At 58.5% G+C, this 23,650-nt stretch carries 23 protein-coding genes and 1 riboswitch; of the genes, 11 read left to right on the forward strand and 12 right to left on the reverse strand.

Annotation, left to right across the window (positions count from 1 at the left end; all coding sequences use genetic code 11):
- Positions 1–7 precede the first annotated feature (7 nt).
- Positions 8–622: a Tat proofreading chaperone DmsD gene (dmsD, locus tag DVA44_RS12675; protein WP_114387136.1), complete on the forward strand. Its 615-nt coding sequence runs from the start codon at positions 8–10 to the stop codon at positions 620–622.
- Positions 623–634: 12 nt separating this feature from the next.
- On the opposite strand, the gene atzF is transcribed toward dmsD, so the two are convergent.
- The 8 genes from atzF to DVA44_RS12715 form a co-directional block, all read right to left on the reverse strand.
- A complete protein-coding gene (gene atzF / locus DVA44_RS12680; protein WP_114387137.1) occupies positions 635–2,434 on the reverse strand; it encodes an allophanate hydrolase in 1,800 nt (599 codons plus the stop codon).
- Entirely contained in the window at positions 2,431–6,033 is a 3,603-nt protein-coding gene (gene uca, locus DVA44_RS12685; RefSeq protein WP_114387138.1) for an urea carboxylase, read from the reverse strand. Before uca ends, atzF begins: the two co-directional genes overlap by 4 nt.
- 151 nt (positions 6,034–6,184) lie before the next feature.
- On the reverse strand, positions 6,185–6,820 hold the full coding sequence (locus tag DVA44_RS12690; RefSeq protein ID WP_114387139.1) for an urea amidolyase associated protein UAAP2: 636 nt from the start codon (positions 6,818–6,820) through the stop codon (positions 6,185–6,187).
- Between the two features lie 8 nt (positions 6,821–6,828).
- Positions 6,829–7,539: an urea amidolyase associated protein UAAP1 gene (locus DVA44_RS12695; RefSeq protein ID WP_114387140.1), complete on the reverse strand. Its 711-nt coding sequence runs from the start codon at positions 7,537–7,539 to the stop codon at positions 6,829–6,831.
- 4 nt (positions 7,540–7,543) lie between these two features.
- Positions 7,544–8,320, reverse strand: coding sequence for an ABC transporter ATP-binding protein (locus tag DVA44_RS12700; protein WP_114387141.1), 777 nt, complete (start codon positions 8,318–8,320; stop codon positions 7,544–7,546).
- A complete protein-coding gene (locus DVA44_RS12705) occupies positions 8,317–9,132 on the reverse strand; it encodes an ABC transporter permease (RefSeq protein ID WP_114387142.1) in 816 nt (271 codons plus the stop codon). The genes DVA44_RS12700 and DVA44_RS12705 overlap by 4 nt, the downstream gene beginning before the upstream one ends.
- A gap of 17 nt (positions 9,133–9,149) precedes the next feature.
- Entirely contained in the window at positions 9,150–10,208 is a 1,059-nt protein-coding gene (locus DVA44_RS12710) for a putative urea ABC transporter substrate-binding protein (RefSeq protein ID WP_114387143.1), read from the reverse strand.
- 56 nt (positions 10,209–10,264) lie between these two features.
- Positions 10,265–10,363, reverse strand: a riboswitch (guanidine-I (ykkC/yxkD leader).
- Between the two features lie 194 nt (positions 10,364–10,557).
- Positions 10,558–11,148: a DUF4142 domain-containing protein gene (locus tag DVA44_RS12715; RefSeq protein ID WP_114315103.1), complete on the reverse strand. Its 591-nt coding sequence runs from the start codon at positions 11,146–11,148 to the stop codon at positions 10,558–10,560.
- 397 nt (positions 11,149–11,545) lie between these two features.
- Here DVA44_RS12715 and DVA44_RS12720 point away from each other — a divergent pair, with 397 nt between their 5' ends.
- The 3 genes from DVA44_RS12720 (at position 11,546) to DVA44_RS12730 (ending at position 13,604) form a co-directional block, all read left to right on the forward strand.
- Positions 11,546–12,082 (forward strand): carboxymuconolactone decarboxylase family protein, encoded by a 537-nt coding sequence (locus DVA44_RS12720; RefSeq protein ID WP_103824485.1) that lies wholly within the window; start codon positions 11,546–11,548, stop codon positions 12,080–12,082.
- 251 nt (positions 12,083–12,333) lie between these two features.
- Positions 12,334–12,645 (forward strand): hypothetical protein, encoded by a 312-nt coding sequence (locus tag DVA44_RS12725; RefSeq protein ID WP_114315105.1) that lies wholly within the window; start codon positions 12,334–12,336, stop codon positions 12,643–12,645.
- A complete protein-coding gene (locus DVA44_RS12730) occupies positions 12,642–13,604 on the forward strand; it encodes a LysR family transcriptional regulator (protein ID WP_114315106.1) in 963 nt (320 codons plus the stop codon). The genes DVA44_RS12725 and DVA44_RS12730 overlap by 4 nt, the downstream gene beginning before the upstream one ends.
- Before the next feature lie 35 nt (positions 13,605–13,639).
- On the opposite strand, the gene DVA44_RS12735 is transcribed toward DVA44_RS12730, so the two are convergent.
- On the reverse strand, positions 13,640–13,783 hold the full coding sequence (locus DVA44_RS12735) for a YdgH/BhsA/McbA-like domain containing protein (RefSeq protein ID WP_114315107.1): 144 nt from the start codon (positions 13,781–13,783) through the stop codon (positions 13,640–13,642).
- Between the two features lie 61 nt (positions 13,784–13,844).
- Between DVA44_RS12735 and DVA44_RS12740 the strand changes: the two genes are divergently transcribed.
- The 7 genes from DVA44_RS12740 (at position 13,845) to DVA44_RS12770 (ending at position 20,865) form a co-directional block, all read left to right on the forward strand.
- Positions 13,845–14,783, forward strand: coding sequence for a GlxA family transcriptional regulator (locus tag DVA44_RS12740; RefSeq protein WP_114387144.1), 939 nt, complete (start codon positions 13,845–13,847; stop codon positions 14,781–14,783).
- 154 nt (positions 14,784–14,937) lie between these two features.
- Positions 14,938–15,126 (forward strand): hypothetical protein, encoded by a 189-nt coding sequence (locus DVA44_RS12745; protein ID WP_114387145.1) that lies wholly within the window; start codon positions 14,938–14,940, stop codon positions 15,124–15,126.
- Between the two features lie 4 nt (positions 15,127–15,130).
- Positions 15,131–15,892, forward strand: a complete 762-nt coding sequence (locus DVA44_RS12750) for an SDR family oxidoreductase (protein WP_114387146.1) — start codon at positions 15,131–15,133, stop codon at positions 15,890–15,892.
- 45 nt (positions 15,893–15,937) lie between these two features.
- Entirely contained in the window at positions 15,938–17,140 is a 1,203-nt protein-coding gene (locus DVA44_RS12755; protein WP_114387147.1) for an MFS transporter, read from the forward strand.
- Between the two features lie 324 nt (positions 17,141–17,464).
- Positions 17,465–19,654, forward strand: a complete 2,190-nt coding sequence (locus DVA44_RS12760) for a TonB-dependent siderophore receptor (protein ID WP_114387148.1) — start codon at positions 17,465–17,467, stop codon at positions 19,652–19,654.
- Positions 19,655–19,751: 97 nt separating this feature from the next.
- The gene (locus DVA44_RS12765) at positions 19,752–20,540 is read left to right on the forward strand and encodes a phosphotransferase family protein (RefSeq protein WP_114387149.1); all 789 of its coding nucleotides are present in this window, start codon (positions 19,752–19,754) and stop codon (positions 20,538–20,540) included.
- Between the two features lie 85 nt (positions 20,541–20,625).
- Complete coding sequence (locus DVA44_RS12770; RefSeq protein WP_103179457.1) at positions 20,626–20,865, forward strand: DinI family protein; 240 nt, start codon at positions 20,626–20,628, stop codon at positions 20,863–20,865.
- Positions 20,866–20,980: 115 nt separating this feature from the next.
- On the opposite strand, the gene DVA44_RS12775 is transcribed toward DVA44_RS12770, so the two are convergent.
- From DVA44_RS12775 to DVA44_RS12785, 3 genes are all read right to left on the reverse strand, one after another.
- Positions 20,981–21,454 (reverse strand): hypothetical protein, encoded by a 474-nt coding sequence (locus DVA44_RS12775; RefSeq protein WP_114315112.1) that lies wholly within the window; start codon positions 21,452–21,454, stop codon positions 20,981–20,983.
- A 450-nt stretch (positions 21,455–21,904) separates the two neighbouring features.
- Positions 21,905–22,360, reverse strand: coding sequence for a hypothetical protein (locus DVA44_RS12780; RefSeq protein WP_114388418.1), 456 nt, complete (start codon positions 22,358–22,360; stop codon positions 21,905–21,907).
- Positions 22,361–22,714: 354 nt separating this feature from the next.
- On the reverse strand, positions 22,715–23,599 hold the full coding sequence (locus tag DVA44_RS12785; protein WP_103824494.1) for a LysR family transcriptional regulator: 885 nt from the start codon (positions 23,597–23,599) through the stop codon (positions 22,715–22,717).
- Between the last annotated feature and the right edge of the window lie 51 nt (positions 23,600–23,650).

A 23,650-nucleotide genomic window follows, 5' to 3' on the forward strand; every position in this document is an offset into this window, starting at 1 on the left:
CGCGCAAATGAAGGATGAAGTCATGAGAGAGTCGTTTGCCTTTACTGCCCGTGTGTTGGGCGCGCTGTTTTACTACGATCCGGATAGCCCCGAAGCCGCGCCGCTGGTCACGGCCTTAACCCACAACAACTGGCAGCAGGACTGGCCGCTGGATGAGTCCCTGTTGGCCCCCATTGCCGACGAGCTTCGCCAGCCTGCCGATGAACCTTTGCGTACCGCCTGGCAGCGGCTGTTTCTGGGCCCGTGGGCGCTGCCCGCGCCGCCGTGGGGCTCGGTCTGGCTGGATCGCGAGAGCGTACTGTTCGGGGATTCCACCCTGGCGTTGCGCCAGTGGATGCGGGAAAACGGCATTGTGTTTGAGATGGCAAACAACGAGCCGGAAGATCACGTTGGCACCCTGTTGTTGATGGCGGCATGGCTGGCAGAAACGGGCCGGGATGCAGAGCGCGACCAGCTGCTGGCCTGGCATCTGCTGCCCTGGAGCACGCGCTTTCTTTCCGTGTTTGTCGAAAACGCAGGCCACCCGTTCTACCGCGCGCTGGGCAAACTGGCACAGCTGACGCTGGCAGAGTGGCAATCCGGCTTGCTGACCCCGGTCGCCGAAAAGCCGCTCTACCGTTAACCCTCTCCTGGCTTACTGCTGATGAGTAAGCCAGGCTCTCCAGCCGCCGAAAGCGGTAATATCCTGTGCCCCCTGCAGGTCGTACTCCTCACAGATAAACCCGGTTAACCAGCGCCCGTCCTCAAGCTCTACTTTCCCCAGTCCCAGTGGCGCCGGAATGCCCGCCAGAAACGATCCCACCTCGGCATGGGGCAGCTCCCACACTTCCACGGCAATTGCTGCCCCCTGTTCGCGGTCGCGCACCATGCCGGGCCGTTTCCCGTCGGCGAGGGCAAACAGGCGATAATGCGGCGCGCTGCGGGTGGTTTCGCGCAAGGTTCCCCCGCGCTGGCGAAGCTGGTGATTCAGCGCCAGGCCGTCCAGATGTGCCCCGCAAACCACCACCGGCAGGCGATCGTGGCTGGCCGTGGTCAGGGGTGCCGTCGCCTGTAACGCACGATCGCCGGGTAGCGGCAGATTCTGGTGACGTTGTAACGCCCCGGCAAGGCTCAGCAGATACTGGTCGGTAAAGGCCCGGCCAAACAGCGTCACGCCTGACGGCAGGCCATTCGCCATGAACCCGGCAGGCACCGCCACGGCGGCATAGTCCAGCAGGTTCATAAAGTTGGTATAGATCCCCAGCTCAGAATTGCGCTTTACCGGCTCCTCCGCCAGCTCGGCCAGCGTCACCGGGCGTGGATAGGTGGGCGTGAGCACGCAGTCAAGGGTCGCCATGACCTCATCGCACAGGCGTTTAAAATGCTGAAGCTGATACTGCGCGTCAAAGGCCGCGACCGCATCGGTACCAGGCGCTTTGCTCAGCACATCGCGGATCACCGGCAGCACTGCATCCGGTTGCTGCGCAATCAGTTTCCCCGCCACGTGATAGCGCTCCGCCACCCACGGGCCGTTATAGAGCAGCGTCGCTGCCGCCAGAAACGGCGAAAAGTCGATGGTCACCGGCACGCCGCCGAGGGCGATCAACCGCGCTTTTGCGGCGTGATAGAGCGCTTCGCTCTCGGAGCAACCAAGGAATTCCAGCCGATCCGGTACGCCGAAGCGGAACCCGGCCTCAGGCAGACCAAACGCCTGCGCGCCGTTCCAGGCTGGATTGGCGCGGCTGTAGTCGTCGCGCGGATCTTTCACTGCCGTGAGCGCCAGCAGCTGGCTCGCCTCTTCCGCCGTGGTGGTAAAGAAGGTCACGCAGTCCAGGGTGCGGCAGGCAGGCACCACTCCGGCGGTGGAAATTAACCCTTTGGTGGCCTTAAGCCCGACCAGGTTGTTGAGCGATGCTGGAACGCGCCCGCTCCCGGCAGTGTCGGTGCCGAGGGCAAAACTCGCCACCCCCAGCGCCACCGCCAGCGACGACCCCGCGCTGGAGCCCCCGGATGGATAATCCGCATTGACGCTGTTACGACAGGCACCATACGGCGAGCGGGTGCCGTTTAAGCCGGTAGCGAACTGGTCGAGGTTGGTTTTCCCCAGCGGGATTGCCCCCAGGGCGATCAGCTGGCCGACGATAGTGGCATCCTGCTCAGCCCGGTATGCAAACGCCGGGCAGGCGGCGGTGGTGACGATGCCCGCCAGATCGATATTGTCTTTAATGGCAAACGGCACGCCGTAGAGGGGAAGCGTCTGCGGGGATTGATCCTCAAGCGCCGCCAGATATGGCTCCAGCTCCTCGGATGTGAGCAGATAAATAAAGGCGTTGAACTCAGGGTTTAGCGCCAGCGCCCGCTCGCGCAGGGTGTTAATCACCTCCCGCGGGGTGAGGCGGCCTTCGCGGTAGGCCTGCGTCAGTACATCGAGACGTAAATCAAAGGGATGCTTCATACTGTTTTCTCCAGGACCACCACACACTGACCCGCCCGTACCGGGGAGCCCGGCTGGACGCGCACCTGACTGACAATCCCATCCTGGGTGGCAAGCAGCGGGATCTCCATCTTCATCGACTCCAGCACCACCAGCACATCCCCCTCGCGGACCGCTTTGCCCACCTCCACGCTCACCTGCCACAGGTTGCCGGAAACCGGGCTGTCGATGCCCGCCTGACCCGGCTGCAGCGGGGCATCATCGCCCTCATCCGCCAGCACATCGCTGCTGTCGAAATGCGCCTGGCCGTTGGCAATCCAGCGCTCGCGCTCGGCGTTAAAGGCTTCCTGTTGATGGGCGCGAAACGCGTCAATTTCCTGCGCTTCGTCAGCGAGAAACTGCTGATACTCCGCCAGCTTCAGGCTGGTGTGCTCAATGCGCAGCGGATAGCGCCCCAGCGGGAAATCGCGCCGGATGGTGAGCAGCTCGTCGGCAGAGACCGGATAGAAGCGTATCTGGTCGAAGAAGCGCAGCAGCCAGGGCTTGCCGCCGAAATCCTCTACGGCGTGATAACGGCTCCACATCTGCAAGGTGCGCCCGACAAACTGATACCCGCCCGGCCCCTCCATGCCGTAGACGCAGAGATAGGCTCCGCCGATCCCCACCGAGTTTTCCGCCGTCCAGGTGCGGGCCGGGTTGTACTTGGTAGTGACCAGACGATGACGCGGATCGAGCGGCGTCGCCACCGGGGCGCCGAGATAGACATCCCCCAGCCCCATCACCAGATAGCTGGCGTCAAACACCGTTTTGTAGACCTCATCGACGTTCGCCAGATCGTTAATGCGGCGGATAAACTCCAGGTTGCTCGGACACCAGGGCGCATCCCGGCGCACGGTGGTCATGTATTTGTCGATGGCTTTCTGGCAGGCCGGATCGTCCCAGGAGAGCGGCAGCCAGACGATGCGCGACGGCACTTCAAGCGCATCCTGTTCGCACACCGCCTGCCACAGCCCGGCCACGGTATCCAGCAGGCTCGCCAGGCTCAGCGCCTCCGGCTGGTAGTGAATTTGCAGGGAGCGGATGCCTGGCGTCAGGTCGATAACCCCATCCAGCGCCCGCGCCTCCAGAGCCTGCATCAGGGCGTGGGCGCGAAAACGCAGGACCAGATCCAGCTCCGGATCGCCAATCTCCAGCAGCAGGTGTGTATCGCCGGAGAGCCGCGCCACCAGCCGTTTATCAGCCTGCCCCTGCTCCAGCATCACCGGCGAGGCGGGTTCGGTCGGCTGCCACGCCACGTCCAGCGGATGCAGGCTGGCGATCTGGGCGGCCTGCGCCTGGGCAAGCTGCCGGGCGGTGGCGATATCCACGGGAACAAAGCGCACCTTATCCCCCGCTTTCAGCTGCCCGATGGCGTGCAGATCGGCTTCGATGATGGTGACCGGGCAGACAAACCCGCCCAGGCTTGGGCCATCCGGGCCGAGGATCACCGGCATATCGCCGGTAAAGTCCACCGCGCCGATAGCATAGGGGTTGTCGTGGATGTTCGACGGATGCAGTCCCGCCTCGCCGCCGCTCTCGCGCACCCACTCAGGCTTAGGCCCGATCAGGCGCACCCCGGTGCGGCTGGAGTTGAAGTGCACTTCCCAGTCGGTGGCGAAGAAGGTTGTCATGTAAGCTGGGGTGAAATACTCCGGCGCGGCGTGCGGGCCGTAGATCACCCGCAGCGTACGCACAGGCTCAAGCGTGGTGCAGAGCGCCGGGGGAAGCGTCTGCGCCGGGCATGGGGCGGTTAAGGGCGAAATGTGCAGCACATCGCCGGTACGCAGCGCCCGCCCGGCGTGGCCGCCAAACTGTCCCAGGGTAAAGGTGCTTTTGCTGCCGAGATAGTCCGGTACGTTAAATCCACCGCGCAGGCAGAGATAGCTGCGGACGCCATCGCCGCGAATCTTCCCCATCCGCAGGGTCATGCCGCTCTGCACCCGGTAGACCCGGTTGGTCTCAAGGGGTTCGCCATCCAGAGTAAAGGCGATCTCCGCCCCGGTCACCGCCAGCTGCGCATCGCAGTTGAATTTCAGCGTCGGGCCGCTGAGGGTGATCTCCAGCCCGGCGGCCCCTTCGTCGTTGCCGAGCAGCCGGTTGCCAAGACGCAGCGCGCGACTGTCCATCGGCCCTGATGGCGGTACCCCTACCGCCCAGTAGCCGGTGCGCCCCGGATAGTCCTGCACCGTGGTTTGCGTCCCGGCGCTGAGTACCTCAAGCGTGGCGGCGTGGTAGTCCAGCCCTTCCAGGCAGCGGGTCCAGGGCTCGCCGCAGGCGAACGGTGTGAAGGTTAAAATCTGCTGCAGGTAGCTACGGTTGGTTTCCACCCCATACAGACGCGTCTCACCCAGCGCCGCGTGGAGAGTCTGAATCGCCGCCTCGCGTGTTGGCTGCCAGGCGATAATTTTTGCCAGCATCGGGTCAAAAAAGGGCGGGACTTCGCAGCCCGATTCCACCCAGCTGTCGATGCGCAGCGTGCGGCGGTTATCTTCCGGAAAAACCACCTCGGTAAGCAGGCCGGGCGATGGCTGGAACTGACGGCCCGGATCTTCGGCATAAACCCGCGCCTGGATGGCGTGGCCCGCCGGGGTCAGGCTGTCGCGCAGGGCCGCCAGCGGAGGCAGAATTCCTGCCGCCAGTTCAATCATCCAGCGCACCAGATCCACACCCCACACCTGCTCGGTGACGCCGTGCTCCACCTGCAGCCGGGTATTCACTTCAAGGAAGTAGAACCGGGCGGCGTCGCTGTCGTAGACGAACTCCACCGTGCCCGCGCTGCGGTAGTTAACCGCTTTGCCCAGCTTAATCGCCGCCTCACACAGCGCATCCGCCATGCCCTCCGGCAGATTGGGCGCCGGGGTCTCCTCCAGCACCTTCTGGTTACGCCGCTGTACCGAGCAGTCGCGGACGCCGAGGGCGATCACCTCCCCCTTGCCGTCGCCAAAGAGCTGCACTTCGAGATGACGCGCCCGCTCAATGTACTTCTCGATAAAGACGCCTGCGTCGCTGAAGTTGTTTTTCCCCAGCCGCACCACCGCGTCGAAAGCGTCGAAGAGTTCCGCCGGGGTATAGCAGACACGCATCCCGATCCCGCCCCCACCGGCGGTGCTTTTCAGCATCACCGGGTAGCCGACCTGTTCCGCTGCCTCCAGCGCCGCGTTCACATCCGCCAGCAGTCCGGTGCCTTCCAGCATCGGTACGCCGTGTTCTTTCGCCAGGGCGCGGGCAGTATGTTTCAGACCAAAGAGGCGCAGCTGCTCCGGTGTAGGGCCGACAAAAGCAATACCCGCCGCTTCGCAGGCCTCGGCAAAGGCGGCGTTCTCGGAGAGAAAACCGTAGCCCGGGTGAATCGCCTGAGCACCGGTCGCTTTCGCCGCGGCGATGATTTTTTCGCTGACCAGATAGGTATTGGCCGCCGGGCCGTCGCCGAGGCTCAGGGCTTCGTCGGCTTCGCGGATATGCAGGCTGCTGATATCCGCCTCGGAATAGACCGCCACGCCGCCGATCTTCATGGCGCGCAGCGTGCGTAGGATGCGGCAGGCAATCGCCCCGCGGTTGGCAATCAAGAGTTTCGTCAACATAGTAAAGACTCAATGGTGGCGGGTCGTCCCGCCGGAAACTGGCTCACCGCATGGTCGTCCACGGGGAAAAAGATTTACGGCAGGATCCGTCCGGCACGCAGTTCAAACAGGCGATAGATCGTCTGGCGCAGGCGCTGCCAGCGTGTCGGCGTCAGTTCCATATCAGCACCTCCGCAGGGGTCGGGTTCCAGCCGTTGCAGGGGTTGTTCAGCTGCGGGCAGTTGGAGATCAGCACGATGACGTTGCACTCTGCCTTCAGCTCAACATATTTGCCCGGTGCGGAGATGCCGTCGGCAAAGGTCAGCCCGCCCTCGGGTGTCACCGGCACGTTCATAAAGAAGTTGATGTTGGCCCCGATATCGCGCTTTTGCAGGCGGCCATCGTGCAGACAGGCGCAGAGGAAGTTATCCCGGCAGCTGTGCATATGGCGCTTGTCGAGCGCATAGCGGACGGTGTTGCTCTCCTGGGCGCAGGCGCCGCCGAGGGTGTCGTGCCGTCCGCAGGTATCCGCCACGATGGTCAGTAGCGGGTTGCCGAGGTTGGAGTAGAGCACGCTCCCGCTGGTCAGATAAGCGTTGTTCTGCCGGCGCAGGGTGCGCTGGGCGTCGTAGCGCTCCCGCGGGTTATCGGCGTTATAAAACAGCGTATCCACCGCCTGGTTGCCCTCCATATCCAGCAGGCGCAGGGTCTGGCCTTTTTTCACTTCAAACAGGTAGGGCTCCCCCGCCGGGATCACATGGCGGAAGCTGGCGTGTTGCGCCTCTTTTACGCTGGCTACGGTCATCATTAGGCTCCTTACAGGGCGAAAAGTTGGGTGTTGGTGATGGCGCGACCGTTTTCCGGACGCGTCAGCAGCGCGTTTATCGCCGCTTCTTCATCTTCCGCCTGTCGCCAGCTCAGCTGCACCGGACGCGGAGCGTACTCTCTGGACGGATCCATCGGATGTTGCAGCGCAGTCATCACCACCAGGGTGTCCATCGGGGCGAACAGCTCCACGTAACTGCCTGGCTGTGAATGGCCGCTGTGGAAGCTGAACTGGCCGTGGTCGTCCACCGTCACTTTGCTGAAGAAGTTGACCACCATCAGCAGATCTTCGAGGTTGAGATTCCACTTGCCCATCTCCACCAGCAGGTTGTCGGTGCCGTTGCGGAAGAAGCCGTTGCGCAGCTCCTGATAGCGCCCCTGGCCATATTTTTCCGTCACTTCGGCGGCGTTGAGTACGCCGCCAAACGGGTCGTGCCAGCCGCAGGTATCGGCAATGATGCCCGCCAGCACGCGGCCCATATCGGAGTAAAAGCAGTGCCCGGCGGTCAGGCGCGCGGTGTGCTGGCCTTTCAGGGTGTCCGGCAGATTCAGGCGCTCGCTCTTCTCATGAGCGTTGAGCATCATCAGGCTGACGTTCGCCCTGCCGTCGGGGTCGGTCATGCGCAGGATCTGCCCGCGCTTAAGCACAAAGGAGAGATGACCGCCGCCCGGCAGGATCTCTTCACGTAAAGTCGTCGTCATAGCGTTAACCCCTTAAGGCATAAACGTTGTCGGGAGTCGTTCCGCTCAGGCTGGAGAGCCGTCTCTCGTTGAGCGGAATATCGTAGGTAATGCGCGCCCCGTAGGCGTTCGGGGCCTGCGGATCGAGGCGCACTTTGTCGAACACCAGCAGGCGGGTACCGAGGTTGAAGCCTTCGGAGAGATCGTGGGTGACCATAAAGACCGTCATGCGGGTTTCGCCCCACAGCTGCAGCAGCAGCGCATGCATCTCTTTGCGGATGCCGGGATCGAGCGCGCCAAAGGGCTCATCCAGCAGCAACACCCGGGGCTGCATAATAAAGGCCTGAGCGATGGCAAGACGCTGTTGCATCCCGCCGGAGAGCTGTGCCGGGTATTTATCCAGCGCATGGCCAAGCCCCACTTTTTTCAGCATCTCTGCCGCCTGTTCCCGCGCAGCGCGTTTTTTCGCACCAAACAGCCGTCCGAGTAGCGGAGATTGCGGCAGTTCGAGGCCGATAGCGACGTTATCCAGCACGCTGAGGTGCGGAAAGACGGAGTAACGCTGGAACACCACGCCCCGGTGACTGTCCGGCTCGGCGACCAGGGTTTTACCGTCGAGGGTGATAGTGCCCCGGCTCGGTTTTTCCTGGCCGAGGAGCAGGCGCAGAAAGGTCGATTTCCCACAGCCGGACGCGCCGACCATCGAGCAGAACTCGCCCTCTTTAATCTGCAGATTCAGGCGCTCCAGCACCACGTGGTCGCCATACTCCTGCCAGATATTGTCGATGGTGATAAAACTCATGTTTTGCCTCCTTCTGCCCACGGGAAACAGCGCTTGTGCAGCTGGCGCAGGGCCAAGTCCATCAGCCAGGCCAGCAGCGTGATCCACAGGACGTAAGGGATAATCACATCCATGGCCATATAGCGGCGCACGAGGAAAATGCGGTATCCCAGCCCGGCAGTCGAAGAGATGGCCTCCGCTGAGATAAGGAATAACCACGCGGAACCCAGCAGCAGGCGCAGGGAAGTGAGCAGACGCGAGAGTAGCTGCGGCAGTACTACCCGCAGCACCAGGGTCCAGCTGTTGGCCCCCAGCGTCTGGGCTTTGATCAGAATTTCCGGTGGGATTTCACAGGCGCGGTGCTCCAGATCCCGGGCCAGCATCGGGGTAATGCCGATCACAATCAGCATTATTTTCGACAGCTCATCCAGGCCGAAGACGATAAACAGCACCGGCAGAATCGCCAGAGGCGGGATCATCGACAGCACCGTCATCAGCGGCGAGAGCGAGGCGCGCCACATGGGAAAGACCCCGGCGGTCACGCCAATGCAGAGGCCAATAAGCGACGCAATCGCCAGCCCCACCAGCAGCCGGGCCAGGCTCACCAGGGTGTCGACCCAGAACAGGTACTCGCCGCTGCGCTTGTCCGGGGTGAAGGCCATCCGGGAGATCGCATCCAGCATCTGTTGCAGGCCGGGCAGCAGCTTGTCGTGTGGGTTGGCGTCCAGCCGCACCGCCGAGCCAAAAAAGTAGGCCGCCAGCAGCAGGACAAATGGCAACATCACAAGCATCAGCCGCATGCCGGAGGTGGGATGGCGATTAATCTGTCGCATGGAGACTCCGTCCGTCATCACAGCTGGCCAGCAACGGCCATTTTCACGAAGCTGTCATCAAAGCGCAGCTTTACGTTGCCCGCATCGCCCTGAGTAACGTCCCCCGGGAAACGCATGCCGATGAAATCGGCGCTCAGTGCCCCCTCACCCAGCAGCCCTTTATCAAAGGAGAACGCCGCCACGCGCTGCATGGTTTTTGCCAGATCCGGTGAGGTGACAAACGCCAGGTTCTCCTGCGGGGTGTAGAACAGGTGGGTGGTTTTCAGCTGCGCCTGATAGCCCGTCAGATCGGTGCCGGACGCTGCTGCCATCGCATTAAGGGCAGTGGCATCCTGGGCTTTCATCAGGCCCATCATTTCGTACCATGCCCCGGTAAGGGCTTTGCCCAGCGCCGGGTTGTCCTTCAGGGTTTCGCTGTTAACCACCATCATGTCAATTAGCTCGCCCGGCACCTGCGAGGAGCTAAACACCTCGGTGGTTTTTGGCGTGCCTTTGATAACAGAGAGCTGCGGATTCCAGGCGACGGCGGCCTGCACGCTGTCGGTGCCGAAGGCGGAGACGATATCCGCATCCGAGGTGTTGACTACGGTGACATCTTTCTCTGCCAGCCCGGCCTTCTCCAGCCCGCGCACCAGCAGATAGTGGGAAACGGAGAGTTCCGGCAGGTAGATTTTCATCCCTTTCAGGTCATTGAGGGTTTTGCCCTCGCCCTTCATTACCACGCCGTCGTTGCCTTCCGAGTAGCTGCCGAGGATCAGCGCCGTTGTGTCCACGCCGCCCGCCGCCGGAATGGTCAGGGCGTCCATGTTGGTCATGGTGCAGCCGTCAAACTGGCCGGCGGTGTACTGGTTGATGGATTCGATGTAGTCGTTGAGCTGTACGACGTTGATCTTGATGCCGTATTTATCGGCCCATTTATCGATGATTTTGCTGGTGCTGATCGTGCCCCAGGGCATCCACCCGGCATAGATGGTCCAGCAGACATTGAACTCTTTTTTGACGGCGGCAAAGGTGGGGAGACTGACCAGCATCGCCAGCGATAATACGAGGGTGCGGAGTAATGGCGTTTTCTTCATGCTTGACCTCTGAGTGGCACAAAATTAGGGGGCAGCGCGACACCGTGGGTGCTGCTGTCTCCCGGGCTTTTGTCCCGCCGTGTAACCTCTCAGAGGTCGCCAGCTCTTGGACCAGTCATCCACATACGTGAACCGGAACCCTAGCCAGCTATTTTTCAAATTGTGTGGTGCACTGCCCTTTCACATTGGTTAAAGCAAAGGGTGTGCCAGAAATTTTTTATGAGGTTTATGAACAGGTTGGCGTTTTGTAAGCCTTAGGCTTCACCGTTTTGGGGAGGACGTACGGGGATGGTGCACTGTGGTGGTGCCCTGGAGGGCGCTGGATAGCCGCGCCCTCCGGACTATCGGGTTACTTGTTATCTTTCTTATCTGAATCCATCATCATTTGCTCGGCTGACTTGAGGTGCTGCTCCACCACCGGGGTGTGTTCGTCGGCCAGGGCCTTCACATCGGGATCCTTGATGTTTTTGGCGTCACTTTGCAGCTTAGAGAGCACCATCTTATGATCCTTGGTGCCGGCGTTTTCCATGTACATCTTGTCAAAGTCGTCGCCGCTCGCTTTTTCCAGCTTATCTGCCATCGCTTTATGTTGCGCATCCGGCTCGGTCGGCAGGGTCACACCTTTTTTCTCAGCGACCCCCTGCACTTTAGTCAGGGCATTACCGTGGTCGTCGACCATCTTCTGGGCGAAGGCTTTAACGTCGCTGCTCTGCGCCTTGCTCAGCGCGATTTTAGCGGCGGCAACCTCATTGATATTGGCCTGGGCCATATCCTTCAACGCTTTTTCGTCACCCGAGCTGAGCTTTTCGCCCGCTGCAGTCTGGCTTGTGGCGCTGCTCTGAGCGGCGCTTGTAGACTGGGCCTGCACACCGACGGTGCAGAACATCGCGGCTACTGCCGATGCGGTCAGCAGCATTTTCAGGTTATTACGTTTCTGCATACAGTTCTCCTGATGGTCATAGGTAAGATTGATGTCAGGTCATTAACCGCGCGTCGCCTCCTGTGGAAATGACAACCGCAGTTGTCAGTATAGGGGATGATTCTCCTCCCCCTGATTTAATGGGAATATTTACCGCAGCCGGGTTTACGGGTGTATAGCAACGATTACGCTGCTGGCTCAAGCTGCCTGGGGGCTTACTGACGGTGTACGATAAGATGCAACGTAATGCTTATGACGCTGTAATCAGCTCCATTTAACCTCCTCGAAAGAAAGTCTTAACTCGGCTGCGGTCTTTTTCCTCTTCTTCTGGCGCAGTAGTGTGCTCCTGAACCCGGCGTGACAAAACAATTCGCGTTCTGTCACCTGACACTTACCGCAATGAAATCAGGAGCAAATGATGAGCCGCTTACATGCCATCACCGAAGGCGAAGCAACCGGTAAAACCGCACAGCTGTTCAGCGCTATCAAAGGCAGCATGGGTAAAGTACCGAATGCTTATCTGACCATTGGCACGCATTCCCCGGAAATACTGGGCCAGATGCTGCAACTGAACGCCACACTGCATAAGGGGAGTCTCAGTGCGCGTGAGCTGGAAGCCATTAACCTGGCGGTAAGCGAAGAGTCTGGCTGTGACTATTGTCTCGCCGCCCATACGCTGATGGCAAAAAAGGCCGGATACACTGACGATCAGACGCATGAATTACGCGAAGCCCGCTTCAGCGAGGATGCGCACATTGATGCGCTGGTGAAGTTTGTTCAGTACCTGGTTTCATCCCGCGGTACCGTGGCGGCTGAGCACGTCGAGACCTTCCGTCAGGCGGGATTCAGCGAGCAGCAGGTCGTGGAAACTATCGGTGCCGTTAGCGCCATCCTGTTTACCAATATGGTTAACCGCGTGAACGACACCGTCGTCGATTTTCCCAAAGTGAGCTGAGGGTTCATAACGTCAGCGACGCAGGAGAGCGTAACCCCGCGCCTCTCCTGATTTTTTTACTTTTTAACGGGCCCGGTGCGTGAAGCGCCGGGCCTTTTTTCGTTAACGAAGATGTGGCGGGAGCGCCCCCTGCAACAGGTTTTGCCAGGCCCGGCGCGGCCTTGCTCAACAAGCAAGGCATTTTAAACCGATCGGTTTTTTTATTTTCTGGAGTCTGGCTTTTTTGATGCGCAGAACGCATATTAAAACGATTGGTTTTTGCTGCAAAAACAACCGCATGGCTGGGACAATATGAGGCCTTCCTGCTGGCTGCGCCCTTCAACAACCCCGCCTTTGACGGCTGTTTTCTGGTTAACGCCTCCCGCGAGCCTGTCGAAGCGCTGACCCTTGTGCGCAACTTCCGCAGCGCAATTGTGGCGCAGCCAGGGCTTAACATTTCTGAAGAGGACGCCGGAGAGAACCGCGACGTGATGGCTGACATTATCTGGTCTACCCTGCCCGCTAACGATAAGCCCTCTGTCAGCGTGGAACTGAAAACCTTTTCTACTCTGGAGCCTGCATGATACGTCTTGAAGATGTGACCTTGTTCGTCCGTTCCGCCGCGCTGGGCAGTTTTTCCAGCGCCGCGCGTGAAGCCGATATTCTCCCCGGCCAGGTCAGCGCGGCGGTCAATCGCCTTGAGCGGGATCTGAATAAACGGCTGTTTGCCCGCTCAACCCGCAGCCTGCGTCTCACCGCCGAAGGGGAAGCCTGGCTGCCCTATGCGCAGGAGATGCTGAATATTCTTCAGGCGGGCGCGGAGCGACTTCAGAGCGGAGAAAATGAAATCCAGGGTGAGCTAAAAATTTCCGTCCCCTCAGATCTCGGGCGTAACGTTTTACTGCCGGTGATCACCGCGTTCTGCGAGAAGCATCCCGGAGTATCGCTGCGCATATTCATGTCCGATAACGTCAGCGATGTGTTTCGCGATCCGGTGGACGTGGCTATCCGCTATGGCTTTCTGGAAAACAGCAGCTACGTTGCGCTGCCTCTGGCGGAAGATAACCGGCGCGTGCTGGTCGCCTCTCCCGCCTATCTGAATAAGAAGGGCCGCCCACGACAGCTCGACGATCTGGCTCTGCATCACTGTCTGCTTTATACGCTGAACGGTCATGTTTATGACAAATGGACCTTCCCGGAAAGGGGCGGCAAACGCCAGCTGACGGTGAGCAGCCGGATGCTGTGTGACGATGCGGATCTTGCCCGTCGCTGGGCCGTGGCGGGAATGGGTATTGCCTATAAATCCTGGATCGATGTCAGCGCCGACGTGCTGGCAGGCCGGCTTGAGGTGTTGCTGCCGGATCAGCCTGGGGAGGCGGTGCCACTTAACCTTATCTGCCCTCACCGTAAACAGTTCTCGCCTGCGATACGCGAGCTACATGCGCAGCTGCATGAAAAACTCAAAGCTATCACGGCGCTGATGCACACTCATCCTGCTTTTTTGCCGGGTGCTCAGGATGCGCAACCCGCGGACAGCGCCTGATAAAAGGCCATTTCAGGGAAATGGCCTTACTGGGCTTATTTTGACAGCGTTGCGGTCATATCAACCTGATTGCCGCTATCGCTTGCGGTGATTTTATATTCTGCCCCCGCCTGCTGTGCCTGGCGGGCAATGTGTGCTTCCGCATCATCCGGAAACACGCCGTCAACGTCTGTGTTCATCCTGGTTTCTTCCAGAGTGACCGCAGATACGTATTGGTCAAAGGAGTATCAGGAGACAATGATGCACCGGGTAGGCTTACTGATTTCCGATCATTTTCAGGTTCTGGGATTGTCCACGCTGAGTATCTTTGAGTTTGCGAACCAGGTAGCTGGCGAACCTTTTTATGATTGTAACGTTTATTCAGAGCGCGGCGGCTCTGTGAAAACCTCTTACGGCTTTGGCGTTGACAGCCAGCCAGTCGCTGCCAACATGGAGATTGATACCTGGCTGGTGGCGGGCGTGTTAACGCCCCTGGAGTTGCCAGCATCACCGGGTATCGTTGAGTTTCTGCAGACGCACGCCCCCCGGGCGAGACGGGTGGCGGGGATCTGTACCGGGGCGTTCGTGCTGGGTCAGGCGGGTCTGTTATCTGATCGTCGTGCCACTACCCACTGGATGCATGCGCAGAGTCTCAAGACCCTGCATCCCACTACCCGCGTCGAAGAGGACCGCATCTTTATCATTGACGATAATATCTGGACCTCTGCGGGGCTTACCGCCGGCCTGGATATGGCGCTGGGCATGGTTGAGAAAGACCTGGGTGCCGAGGTGGCCCGTAGCGTGGCCCATCTGCTGGTGATGCACCATCGGCGTTCCGGCGGGCAGACGCAGCACTCTGAGATGCTGATGCTCGCCCCCCGCAGCGACCGTCTGCAGTCAGCCCTGGAGTATGCGCGTAACAACCTCAGCAAATCCCTGACCATCGAGAGCATTGCGGATGCGGTCCACGTCAGCGCGCGGCAGCTCAGCCGCCTGTTCCGCACTGAAACGGGAAAATCGCCAGCCAAAGCGATTGAAGGACTGCGGCTGGAAAATGCCCGACTGCTGATCGAGCAGAGCAAGCTGTCAATGGAGGTCATTGCCCGTGAGTCCGGCTTTCGCGATCGCCGCCATATGCGCGAGGTCTTTATCCGGGGTTACGGCATTCCACCCCAGTCGCTGCGTACCGGCAAAGCCTGATCGTCCTCTTTTTCTGGCTCCTCTCCCTCTCCACGCATGATGGCCGATCCCCGGCCATCATGATGTCCGAAATCACGACCTTTCTCGTCAGCCGCGCCAGCATCTGACTGCGTACTATGTATTCACCAACCCGATAACTGACAAGGTGAACAACATGACGCAGCACACCCACCTGGTCCGCGCCACCGCCACGCCGTGCTGTGACAATGGCGGTCTGTCGGTTGACCCGCGCGATCCAAATATCGTCATGAGCGCCCGGCATATGGTTGACGCGGCACTCATCGGATTTGCTCGCGACCCACGCATGACCATTCCGTCCCTTAACGATTCTGCGAAGGAGTAAGACCATGAAACTGACCAATAACACTATCTTCATTACCGGCGGTACCTCTGGCATTGGCCGCGCGATGGCAGAAAAATTCCATCAGCTGGGTAACCAGGTGATCATCTCCGGGCGCCGGGAGGCGCTGCTGAAAGATGTCACCGCCGCCAGTCCGGGCATGGATTATGTGGTGCTGGATGTGACCCGCGCCGACAGCATTCAGGCCGCCGCAGAACAGGTGCTGAAGCGCTATCCGGCCCTGAACGTGGTCATCAATAACGCCGGTATCATGCCGTTTGACAATGCGGCAGGCGAGCTGGATGACGCCCAGGCGGTTACGCTGCTGAACACTAACATTCTGGGGCCGGTGCGCGTCAGCGCGGCGTTTATTGAGCACCTCAAACAGCAGCCGGACGCCGTATTGATCAACAACAGCTCGGTGCTGGCCTTCCTGCCGCTGGCCACCAACGCGCTCTATTCAGCGACGAAAGCCGCGATTCACTCCTACACCCTTTCCCAGCGCTTCCTGCTGCGCGACACCAGCGTGCAGGTCATCGAAATTTCCCCGCCGTGGGTGGATACGGATCTGATTTACAAAAGTGGTGACCCGCGCGCCATGCCGCTGGATGCATTCATCAGCGAGACGTTTGACAAGCTCGGCACAGACACCATTGAAGCTATCGTCGATCGCGTGCTGCCTGTGCGCGATAACCCGGGTGCAAACGAACATGCTCTGGTGAATCAGTTCAACCAGTCAGTTGCGGATAACCCAATCCCTGTTCAGTAAGCTCTGCAGGGGCCTCGCGCCCCTGTTCTTTTCCGGAGATGAATCATGAACGCTGTTATCACCGCTTCCCAGCGCCGCGCCCTGCGCGCGCTGAGCATCGCCTATTTTGTCCAGGCGACCGGTGCGCTCTCTGTCGCGGGCAGCCTGCCCGCTATTTCCGCCGCCTGGCAGCTGACCGATGCGCAGAGCGCACGCTTACTGAGTATTTTCGGCCTGACCTTTGCCCTGGCCGCCCCGCTGGTTCAGGTGATGTTTGGTCACTGGCGCCGCCGTCAGCTGGTGCTCACAGGCATCGGGCTTTTTGGCTCTGGCGCCTTCGCGTTTGCGCTGTCACCCTCCTACGATGCGCTCCTCGCCTCCCGCATACTGATGGGCGCAGGAGCAGGATTTATCGGCCCGGTGCTGGTTGCGCTGGGTTCAGAGCTGGTTCATGAAGAGCAACGCGGTCGCGCGATCGGGATGGTGCTGCTTGGGGTATCGATGGCGAGCCTCGCCGGTATTCCCCTCGCCGCGTGGATTGCCAGCCTGTGGGGAGCAAAAGCGCTTTTTGCCCTGGTGGGTGTGGTAAGCCTGCTGAGCGGGCTGAATATTCTCCTGACAGTGCCGGATGAGAGCACAGGGTCGCGCATCCGACTCACTGAAATGGTCAGCGTCCTGTCACAAGGCAAATACCTGACGGCATTCCTGGTGGTGTTTTTCATTACCTCCGGCGTTTACAGCTTTTATTCGTTTATCGCCCCGCTTATACGCGATACCTACACCGGCGGGACGCAGGCTCTCTCCGCAGCGCTTGCGGTACTGGGCATCGCTGGCGTGCTGGGCAACCTCTGGGTCACCCGAGCCGCCGCGCGCTTTACGTCTGAAAGGTTGTTGATGGCGGGCATGACGCTGCTGGTTGTAGACACCGTGCTGATTACCCTGCTGCCGAAAATGCTGGGCGTATTGCTGGTGATGCTCGTTGTCTGGGCCTTTGCCACCGATCTGCTCTGGCCCAGTCAGCAACGCAGGATCGTTGAACTGTCGTCTGTCCGACACCGTGGTATCGCTCTGGCGCTGACCAGCGCCTTTATGTTCGGCGGCATCGGCTTTGGCTCGGCAGTAGCTTCGTGGGTTTATCCCCTGGCGGGGTTTTACGGGCTGGTCGGCATATCAATCTCCTTTATTTTGCTGGCGCTGATGAGCCTGCGGCTGTCAGAAAAGCTCAGAAAACCTGTGGTAATCGCTGAGCCCTGTAAAAATGAAGCCTGAGCGCAGGATCAGCGATGCTGAGATCCCTTCCAGATAATGGCGGGGATGATTCATCACCATAGGAAGCGGTTACTGTCGTGACGACGGCGACACGCGTGGGTCAACCTCTGATATTGCCCACTTAAGCAGGGGTTCGGGCTTCCATTCACCCACAAAAACCCCATAAATAACATGCCATTATAGAAACAATTTTTAACATTACCTGTTTACATTGAAATGATTATTCATATCATCTTGATAATCACTATCACCTTTGCGGTGATGCTTTTGCGCTACGGGGCGTCCATGCCTCCGGCACGTTGAAAAATCAGGATGATCACAATAATGAAATCGCACAGTTATCGCGCGCTAAGCTCATGTTTATTCATGACATTAGCCGCCAATGCCTCTGCCGAAGTACAAAAAGATGAGACGCTGGTGGTCTCTGCCAGCCGTACAAATCACAGCATCGCCGACATGGCGCAGACCACCTGGGTTGTGGAACAGGCTGAAATTGAACAGCAGGTTCAGGGGGGTAAGGAGCTCAAAGAGGTGCTGGCGCAGTTAATTCCCGGCATGGACGTCAGCAGCCAGGGGCGCACCAACTACGGGATGAATATGCGTGGTCGATCCATGATGGTGATGGTGGACGGCGTGCGTTTAAACTCCTCGCGCAGCGACAGCCGCCAGCTGGATTCTATCGATCCGTTTAATATTTCCCGCATCGAAGTCATTTCCGGCGCCACCTCCCTCTACGGCGGTGGCAGCACCGGCGGCTTAATCAATATCGTGACCAAAAAGGGCCAGCCGGAAACGGAAGTGGAGTTCCAGACCGGCCTGAAAACGGGCTTTAACAGCCATAACGATAATGACGAGAACGTCGCAGCGGCGGTCAGCGGTGGTAACGATAACGCTTCCGGACGTCTTTCAGTGGCTTATCAGCGCTTTGGCGGCTGGTACGATGGCAATGGCGATGAGGTGATCATTGATAACACCCAGACCGGTTTGCAATACTCTGACCGTCTGGACGTGATGGGCACCGGCACGCTGAATATCGACGATCATCAGCAGTTGCAGCTCACCACCCAGTATTACAAAAGTGAATCTGACGGTAAGCACGGCCTTTATCTGGGCGAGAACTTCTCGGCAGTAACGGGCGCGGGCAACGCCTATAACAAAAACAATCTCGACTCCGACCGTATTCCCGGCACCGAACGTCACCTGATTAACCTGCAATATTCCAATACCGATTTCTGGGGCCAGGATCTGCTCGCCCAGATTTACTACCGCGATGAGAGCCTGACCTATTACCCCTTCCCTACCCTTTCCGGCGGTCGGGTCACCAGCATTGGCGCGTCGCAGCAAAAAACCGATTTCTACGGCGGCAAGCTCACCATCAACAGCAAGCCGGTGGAGGCGTTGACGCTGACATGGGGTGTGGATGCCGAGCATGAAACTTTCGACGCCAACCAGCAATTTTTCGACCTCAACAAAGCGGCGGCCAGCGGGGGAATGAAGCTGGATAATGCCTATAACGTAGGACGCTATCCGGGCTACAGCATCACTAACCTCGCCCCGTTCCTGCAAAGTAGCTACGACTTCTCCGCGATCACCCTGAGCGGTGGCGTGCGCTATCAGTACACGGAAAACAAGGTCGATGATTTTATTGGCTACACGCAGCAGCAGGCCATTGCCACAGGCAGAGCGACCTCCGCAGACGCCGTGCCGGGCGGCAAGACGGATTACAACAACCTGCTGTTTAACGCCGGTATTCTGGGTCATCTGACCGAACGCCAGCAGCTGTGGTTTAACTTCTCCCAGGGCTTTGAGATCCCGGATCTGGCGAAATATTACGGCTCCGGCACCTATCAGCTGGTGAACGGCCATTATCGCCTGGTCAACAGCGTGAACGTGAACGACTCAAAACTCGATGGGATCAAGGTTGATGCCTACGAGCTGGGCTGGCGTTACACCGGGGATAACCTGCGTACGCAGATTGCCGGGTATTACTCTCTGTCTGACAAAACCATCAACATTAATAAAAGCGACATGACCATCAACGTTGAAGATGACGAACGTCGTATCTACGGTGTTGAAGGCCAGATCGACTATTTCTTCACTGACAGCGAGTGGAGCACCGGCACAAACTTCAACGTCATCAAATCGGAAACCCGCGTCGACGGAAAATGGGAGAAGCTGACGGTAGACAGCGCCAGCCCGTCCAAAATGAGCGCATGGGTCACCTGGGCGCCGGGCGACTGGACGTTGCGTGTGCAAAGCACCCAGACGTTCGATCTGTCTGATGAAGCCGGTAAGAAGATCGATGGTTATAACACCGTGGACTTCCTGGGCAGTTATCTTCTGCCGGTCGGTAAGCTGAGCTTCAGCGTCGAAAATCTGCTGGATGAAGATTACACCACCGCATGGGGCCAGCGCGCACCGGGTCTGTATAGCCCAACCTACGGTGCTGAAAACCTCTATACCTACAAAGGCCGTGGCCGTACCTTTGGCCTGAACTACTCGGTTCTGTTCTGATAGTAAATGCCGCCTGCAATGCGGGCGGCAGTTCGGCCCTTTTACGTTACACTCTGGATCCTGAGCAACCCACCCGCTACTGCTGAGAGGATCGTGTATGCCTGCACGGGATTTATCCAGAATGGGTGCCGCCAACGTGGCGCTAACGGTCAGCCATAGCGGTCAGGCCGTTATTGAAAAGTCTCCTGTTGGCGCGGTGGAGTTTGGTTTCTATCAGAACGCTGCCACGGCGCTTAACGAGGTGGGCATTGCGACCCCGGCGCTCTTTTCCGCCGATGCCACCCTGCGCAAATTATGCATGGAGTATATTCCTTACCCGGTTGAACAGTCTAATGTCGCCAGTGATGAGGTTCTCACGATGCTGGCACGTCTGCACCGTTATCCAGTGAATACCGCATGGCACTACCACCCGCACTCATGGTCAGAAAGGGCGCTCGAAAAAGCGCTCATCCTGCTGGCGTTACCTGAACAAAGCGCACGGCAGCTTCAGCAATTTCAGCAGCGTAGTGATGTGCTGTTTAGCGGCCACCGTCTGATTTCAGGGGACAGCAATGCGGGTAACTGGGGAAGAAGAGAAAATGGTGGGGTCGTGCTGTTCGACTGGGAACGGTTTGGAAAAGGGAGTCCTGCTATCGACCTTGCCCCACTTATAAAGGGAATGGGGACGATGCGCGCGTATGCAGACCTCGCTGAACGCTACTGCACGTTAACGTATCACCATAGTGTCAATGAATTAACGAGAGAAATTGCCATCGCTAAGGCATGGATTGTCACGGAAGTCATTGTGTTACTTTACGAGCGGCAAAAGAGCGCGTTCTCCTTGTATCAAACCTGGTATCAATCACACCTTCCTGACTGGTTAGAGGACACCGCACGACGATTATGAATACAGTCATTCGGGCGACCTTGACAGGCATCATTACCCCGGTGAAAATGCTGTACATTAAAACAGTATTGATAAGGGGTATGTGATGTTCGTTGAACTGGTGTACGACAAACGAAATGTTGCCGGGCTTCCGGGCGCCAGGGAGATCATCCTGGCTGAACTGACGAAGCGAGTGCATCGGATCTTTCCGGATGCCGAGGTAAAGGTTAAGCCGATGCAGGCGAACGGTCTGAATAGCGATGCCAGTAAAAGCGATCGGGAAAAGCTGAACCGTATGCTCGAAGAGATGTTTGAAGAAGCCGATATGTGGCTGGTTGCCGATTAAGCTCAGAAAGCCGCGCATAATCATAGCAGGTGCCGGAGACCGCTTCGTGCCAGAAGCCGTTACTGGCCCCTTCATTATGACCTGCCGGTTATAAACCTTTTAAGATTGAGAACGTTTAAAGACGTTTTGGCCGTGTTGCGAAGTAGACAACCGCTGCTCCGATAGCGACGATGAGCGTATCTTCAATTATGCCACTTCTGGTCTGCCCAATTTCTGCTATGGCTTTTTTGCGTGCCGCAAGTGTGGCATAGGCAAGTGGCACAGCGGCAGAGATAGCGATTGCTGCCCCGGTTTTTTCTTCTCCCTTGGGTGCCAACGCGGCGCCCGCAATTCCTGCACTGGCCACACGCGCTGACAAGCCCAAAAACACGGTGCGGTCTGGCGCTGACTTCATCTTGTCGCCAAACAGCTCACCTGCCCCCATCGCTAACGCGCCAAATTTGAATAACGGACGGTCCAACAGCATGAGGCTCCCCGGTGTGTCGCGCCTGGCAAGGCGTGCTGCTGCGAGGGCCGCCATCGGCGTCATAGAACGGCAGCTGGCGACAACGCCAATTAAAGCGGAATATACAAACCTGGTTATTTTCATTATCAATCTCCCGGATAAACAGAATTTTATTAATTCTTAAGTGTTATTGGGGGCAAGTCAGTCCCTCTCGGCCTCACTGACTTATTTATATGGCCACGTTATTTGAACGCTTTCAGCTGAGTGTTGACCAGGGTGCAGCTTCCTGTGCAATTTCAACTGCAATAGTCATTATAGATGAACGGCCTGATATAGCCGATTTCCTGGAGATATCAGCTCTGATTAGTTAGCTTATGTGCCAGAGCATTATGCTCAGCATTGGCTACCTGCCCGGCATCGGAGAACCGTAATGGATGACTGGACAATAACCTCATAAGGTGTCGCGCTTTACTTCGCGCATAATCATTATTTGCCTGCACTTTAGGGTTATTGCTCGACACAGTAATAAACGTTTGGGAAGTGCTGAATTGTGTCATCAAAGGGGCGGCAAGCCCCTTATGACATCGCCTGCAATCAGTGCGTCGTAATATAGGGCTCTTTCACAAACGCAGCCAGCAACCAAACCAGATCGTGCAGCAGACCGGTCAGTCCTTTCGCGACGCTGGCAGGAAGGGTTCCGCCCATAATCGCTTGCGTCAGGTCCAGAGCATAATCCACCTGGATCGCGGTCTCCTGCCAGCAGTCCGGCACGCAGGAGGTGAGTTTTTCCCCTTCGATAAGTTGGGTTATCAGGTGCGGCGGAAGGTCGGCATCACTGAGGTGTCGCAGCTGACGAAGGGTTTGCAGCAGGCGTTCACAGAGTGCAGCGCGGGTCGCGGTATCATCGGTTTCGAGCAGCACGCTCACCAGGGCGGCGCAACGATCGACGGTTGCGAAAAGGTCCGCATCGGCCGGCACCGGGTGGGTAATAAGTTGCTGAATAACGCTTTCGTCAGACTGCAGATAAGTCAGGGTTGGAACAGTAGCCATCATAAAACTTCCTCTACATGTTGTTTTGTTAACCACCCGTTAGTTCCTACGCTCGGGGGGTAGCGCTGACGGAGGTAGGAATACCGCCCACATAGAAAACGGCCAGCCATACAGCTGCTCCGCCAGCGCCACCATAATTTTAAAAGGGGAATGCGCTGTGGCGACAAAACACGATCGCTTTATGCCCACGGGTTCCTACGCCCGGTTGCGGATATGCCGCAATGCAAAGACTTTACGGCCCTGATTACGTGAAGAAAAGAGTTAACCCTGAATTACACAGGGTTAATTTGGGGTTTGCGAGGCGCCTTCCAGAAATGGTTTGCCGGCGGCGCTTCGCAACCCCGGCCTGGAAATCTACATTCTCAGCGTATCGATCACCGCTCTTAAAGCGGGCGATACGTTGCGATGGGGATAATAGAGGAAGAGCCCGTCCATGCGCAGGCTGTAGCGCTGCAACACCCGAATCAGCGTCCCGCGTTCTAAATCATCTGCCACCAGCTCAACCGGCACGTAAGCCAAACCCAGGCCCAGCCGGGCGGCCTCGGCTTCCATGTAGCTGTCGGACAGAGCCCACTGCCCCTCGGGACGATGCCTGACGCTCTTACCCTCCTGAACCAGTTCCCACTGGTAAAGGCTGCCGTCGGCAAACTGGTAGGCAATGCAGGGGTGGGCCGCTAAATCCGCAGGCGTTTGCGGAAAGCCGTAGCGACGCAAATGATCGGGAGTACCGACCACCGCCATCTCCATGTCGGGCGTAATGCGCACCGCGACCATCCCCTGCCCCACCTCCGGCCCAAGCCGGACCCCGGCATCGAATCGTTCGGCAATGATGTCGACGAAGCGGCTCTCATTCATCAGCTCCAGGCGGATATCGGGGTAACGCTGCTTAAATACCGCCAGCTTTGGCAACAGACATTTATCAATGGCATGCTGGCTGGCGTTAATGCGTACCGTCCCGGAAGGCGTTTCGCGGTAGTGCGCCAGTGTGGCAAGCCCGGTATCCAGAGCATCGAAGGCAGATTCTGTCGCCTGATAAAGCTGCTCCCCCGCCTGGGTCAGGGAGAGTCTGCGCGTGGTGCGCACCAGCAGCTGCACGCCCAGCCGCTCTTCCAGGTCGCGAACAGAGCGGCTAATCCCCGACTGCGCCAGCCCCAGCCGCTGGGCGGCAGCGGTAAAGCTGCCCTCTCGCGCCACCTGCATAAACAGATACAGTTCGTTGTAATTTTCCCGCTTCGCCATCATGCCCCACCAATTTATAACAATATGGTATGAATCCTAGCAGTTTTCGCC

The organism is Leclercia sp. W17, from assembly GCF_003336325.1.
Lineage (GTDB): Bacteria > Pseudomonadota > Gammaproteobacteria > Enterobacterales > Enterobacteriaceae > Enterobacter.

Coding starts and splice junctions, on each gene's coding strand:
- DVA44_RS12705 (WP_114387142.1), bottom strand. CDS start 9,132: ATGCGACAGATTAATCGCCATCCCACCTCCGGCATGCGGCTGATGCTT.
- DVA44_RS12755 (WP_114387147.1), top strand. CDS start 15,938: ATGAACGCTGTTATCACCGCTTCCCAGCGCCGCGCCCTGCGCGCGCTG.
- DVA44_RS12735 (WP_114315107.1), bottom strand. CDS start 13,783: ATGAACACAGACGTTGACGGCGTGTTTCCGGATGATGCGGAAGCACAC.
- DVA44_RS12720 (WP_103824485.1), top strand. CDS start 11,546: ATGAGCCGCTTACATGCCATCACCGAAGGCGAAGCAACCGGTAAAACC.
- DVA44_RS12770 (WP_103179457.1), top strand. CDS start 20,626: ATGTTCGTTGAACTGGTGTACGACAAACGAAATGTTGCCGGGCTTCCG.
- DVA44_RS12695 (WP_114387140.1), bottom strand. CDS start 7,539: ATGACGACGACTTTACGTGAAGAGATCCTGCCGGGCGGCGGTCATCTC.
- DVA44_RS12730 (WP_114315106.1), top strand. CDS start 12,642: ATGATACGTCTTGAAGATGTGACCTTGTTCGTCCGTTCCGCCGCGCTG.
- DVA44_RS12740 (WP_114387144.1), top strand. CDS start 13,845: ATGCACCGGGTAGGCTTACTGATTTCCGATCATTTTCAGGTTCTGGGA.
- DVA44_RS12760 (WP_114387148.1), top strand. CDS start 17,465: ATGAAATCGCACAGTTATCGCGCGCTAAGCTCATGTTTATTCATGACA.
- dmsD (WP_114387136.1), top strand. CDS start 8: ATGAAGGATGAAGTCATGAGAGAGTCGTTTGCCTTTACTGCCCGTGTG.
- DVA44_RS12700 (WP_114387141.1), bottom strand. CDS start 8,320: ATGAGTTTTATCACCATCGACAATATCTGGCAGGAGTATGGCGACCAC.
- DVA44_RS12780 (WP_114388418.1), bottom strand. CDS start 22,360: ATGGCTACTGTTCCAACCCTGACTTATCTGCAGTCTGACGAAAGCGTT.
- DVA44_RS12715 (WP_114315103.1), bottom strand. CDS start 11,148: ATGCAGAAACGTAATAACCTGAAAATGCTGCTGACCGCATCGGCAGTA.
- uca (WP_114387138.1), bottom strand. CDS start 6,033: ATGTTGACGAAACTCTTGATTGCCAACCGCGGGGCGATTGCCTGCCGC.
- DVA44_RS12750 (WP_114387146.1), top strand. CDS start 15,131: ATGAAACTGACCAATAACACTATCTTCATTACCGGCGGTACCTCTGGC.
- DVA44_RS12710 (WP_114387143.1), bottom strand. CDS start 10,208: ATGAAGAAAACGCCATTACTCCGCACCCTCGTATTATCGCTGGCGATG.
- DVA44_RS12785 (WP_103824494.1), bottom strand. CDS start 23,599: ATGGCGAAGCGGGAAAATTACAACGAACTGTATCTGTTTATGCAGGTG.
- DVA44_RS12745 (WP_114387145.1), top strand. CDS start 14,938: ATGACGCAGCACACCCACCTGGTCCGCGCCACCGCCACGCCGTGCTGT.
- atzF (WP_114387137.1), bottom strand. CDS start 2,434: ATGAAGCATCCCTTTGATTTACGTCTCGATGTACTGACGCAGGCCTAC.
- DVA44_RS12765 (WP_114387149.1), top strand. CDS start 19,752: ATGCCTGCACGGGATTTATCCAGAATGGGTGCCGCCAACGTGGCGCTA.
- DVA44_RS12690 (WP_114387139.1), bottom strand. CDS start 6,820: ATGATGACCGTAGCCAGCGTAAAAGAGGCGCAACACGCCAGCTTCCGC.
- DVA44_RS12775 (WP_114315112.1), bottom strand. CDS start 21,454: ATGAAAATAACCAGGTTTGTATATTCCGCTTTAATTGGCGTTGTCGCC.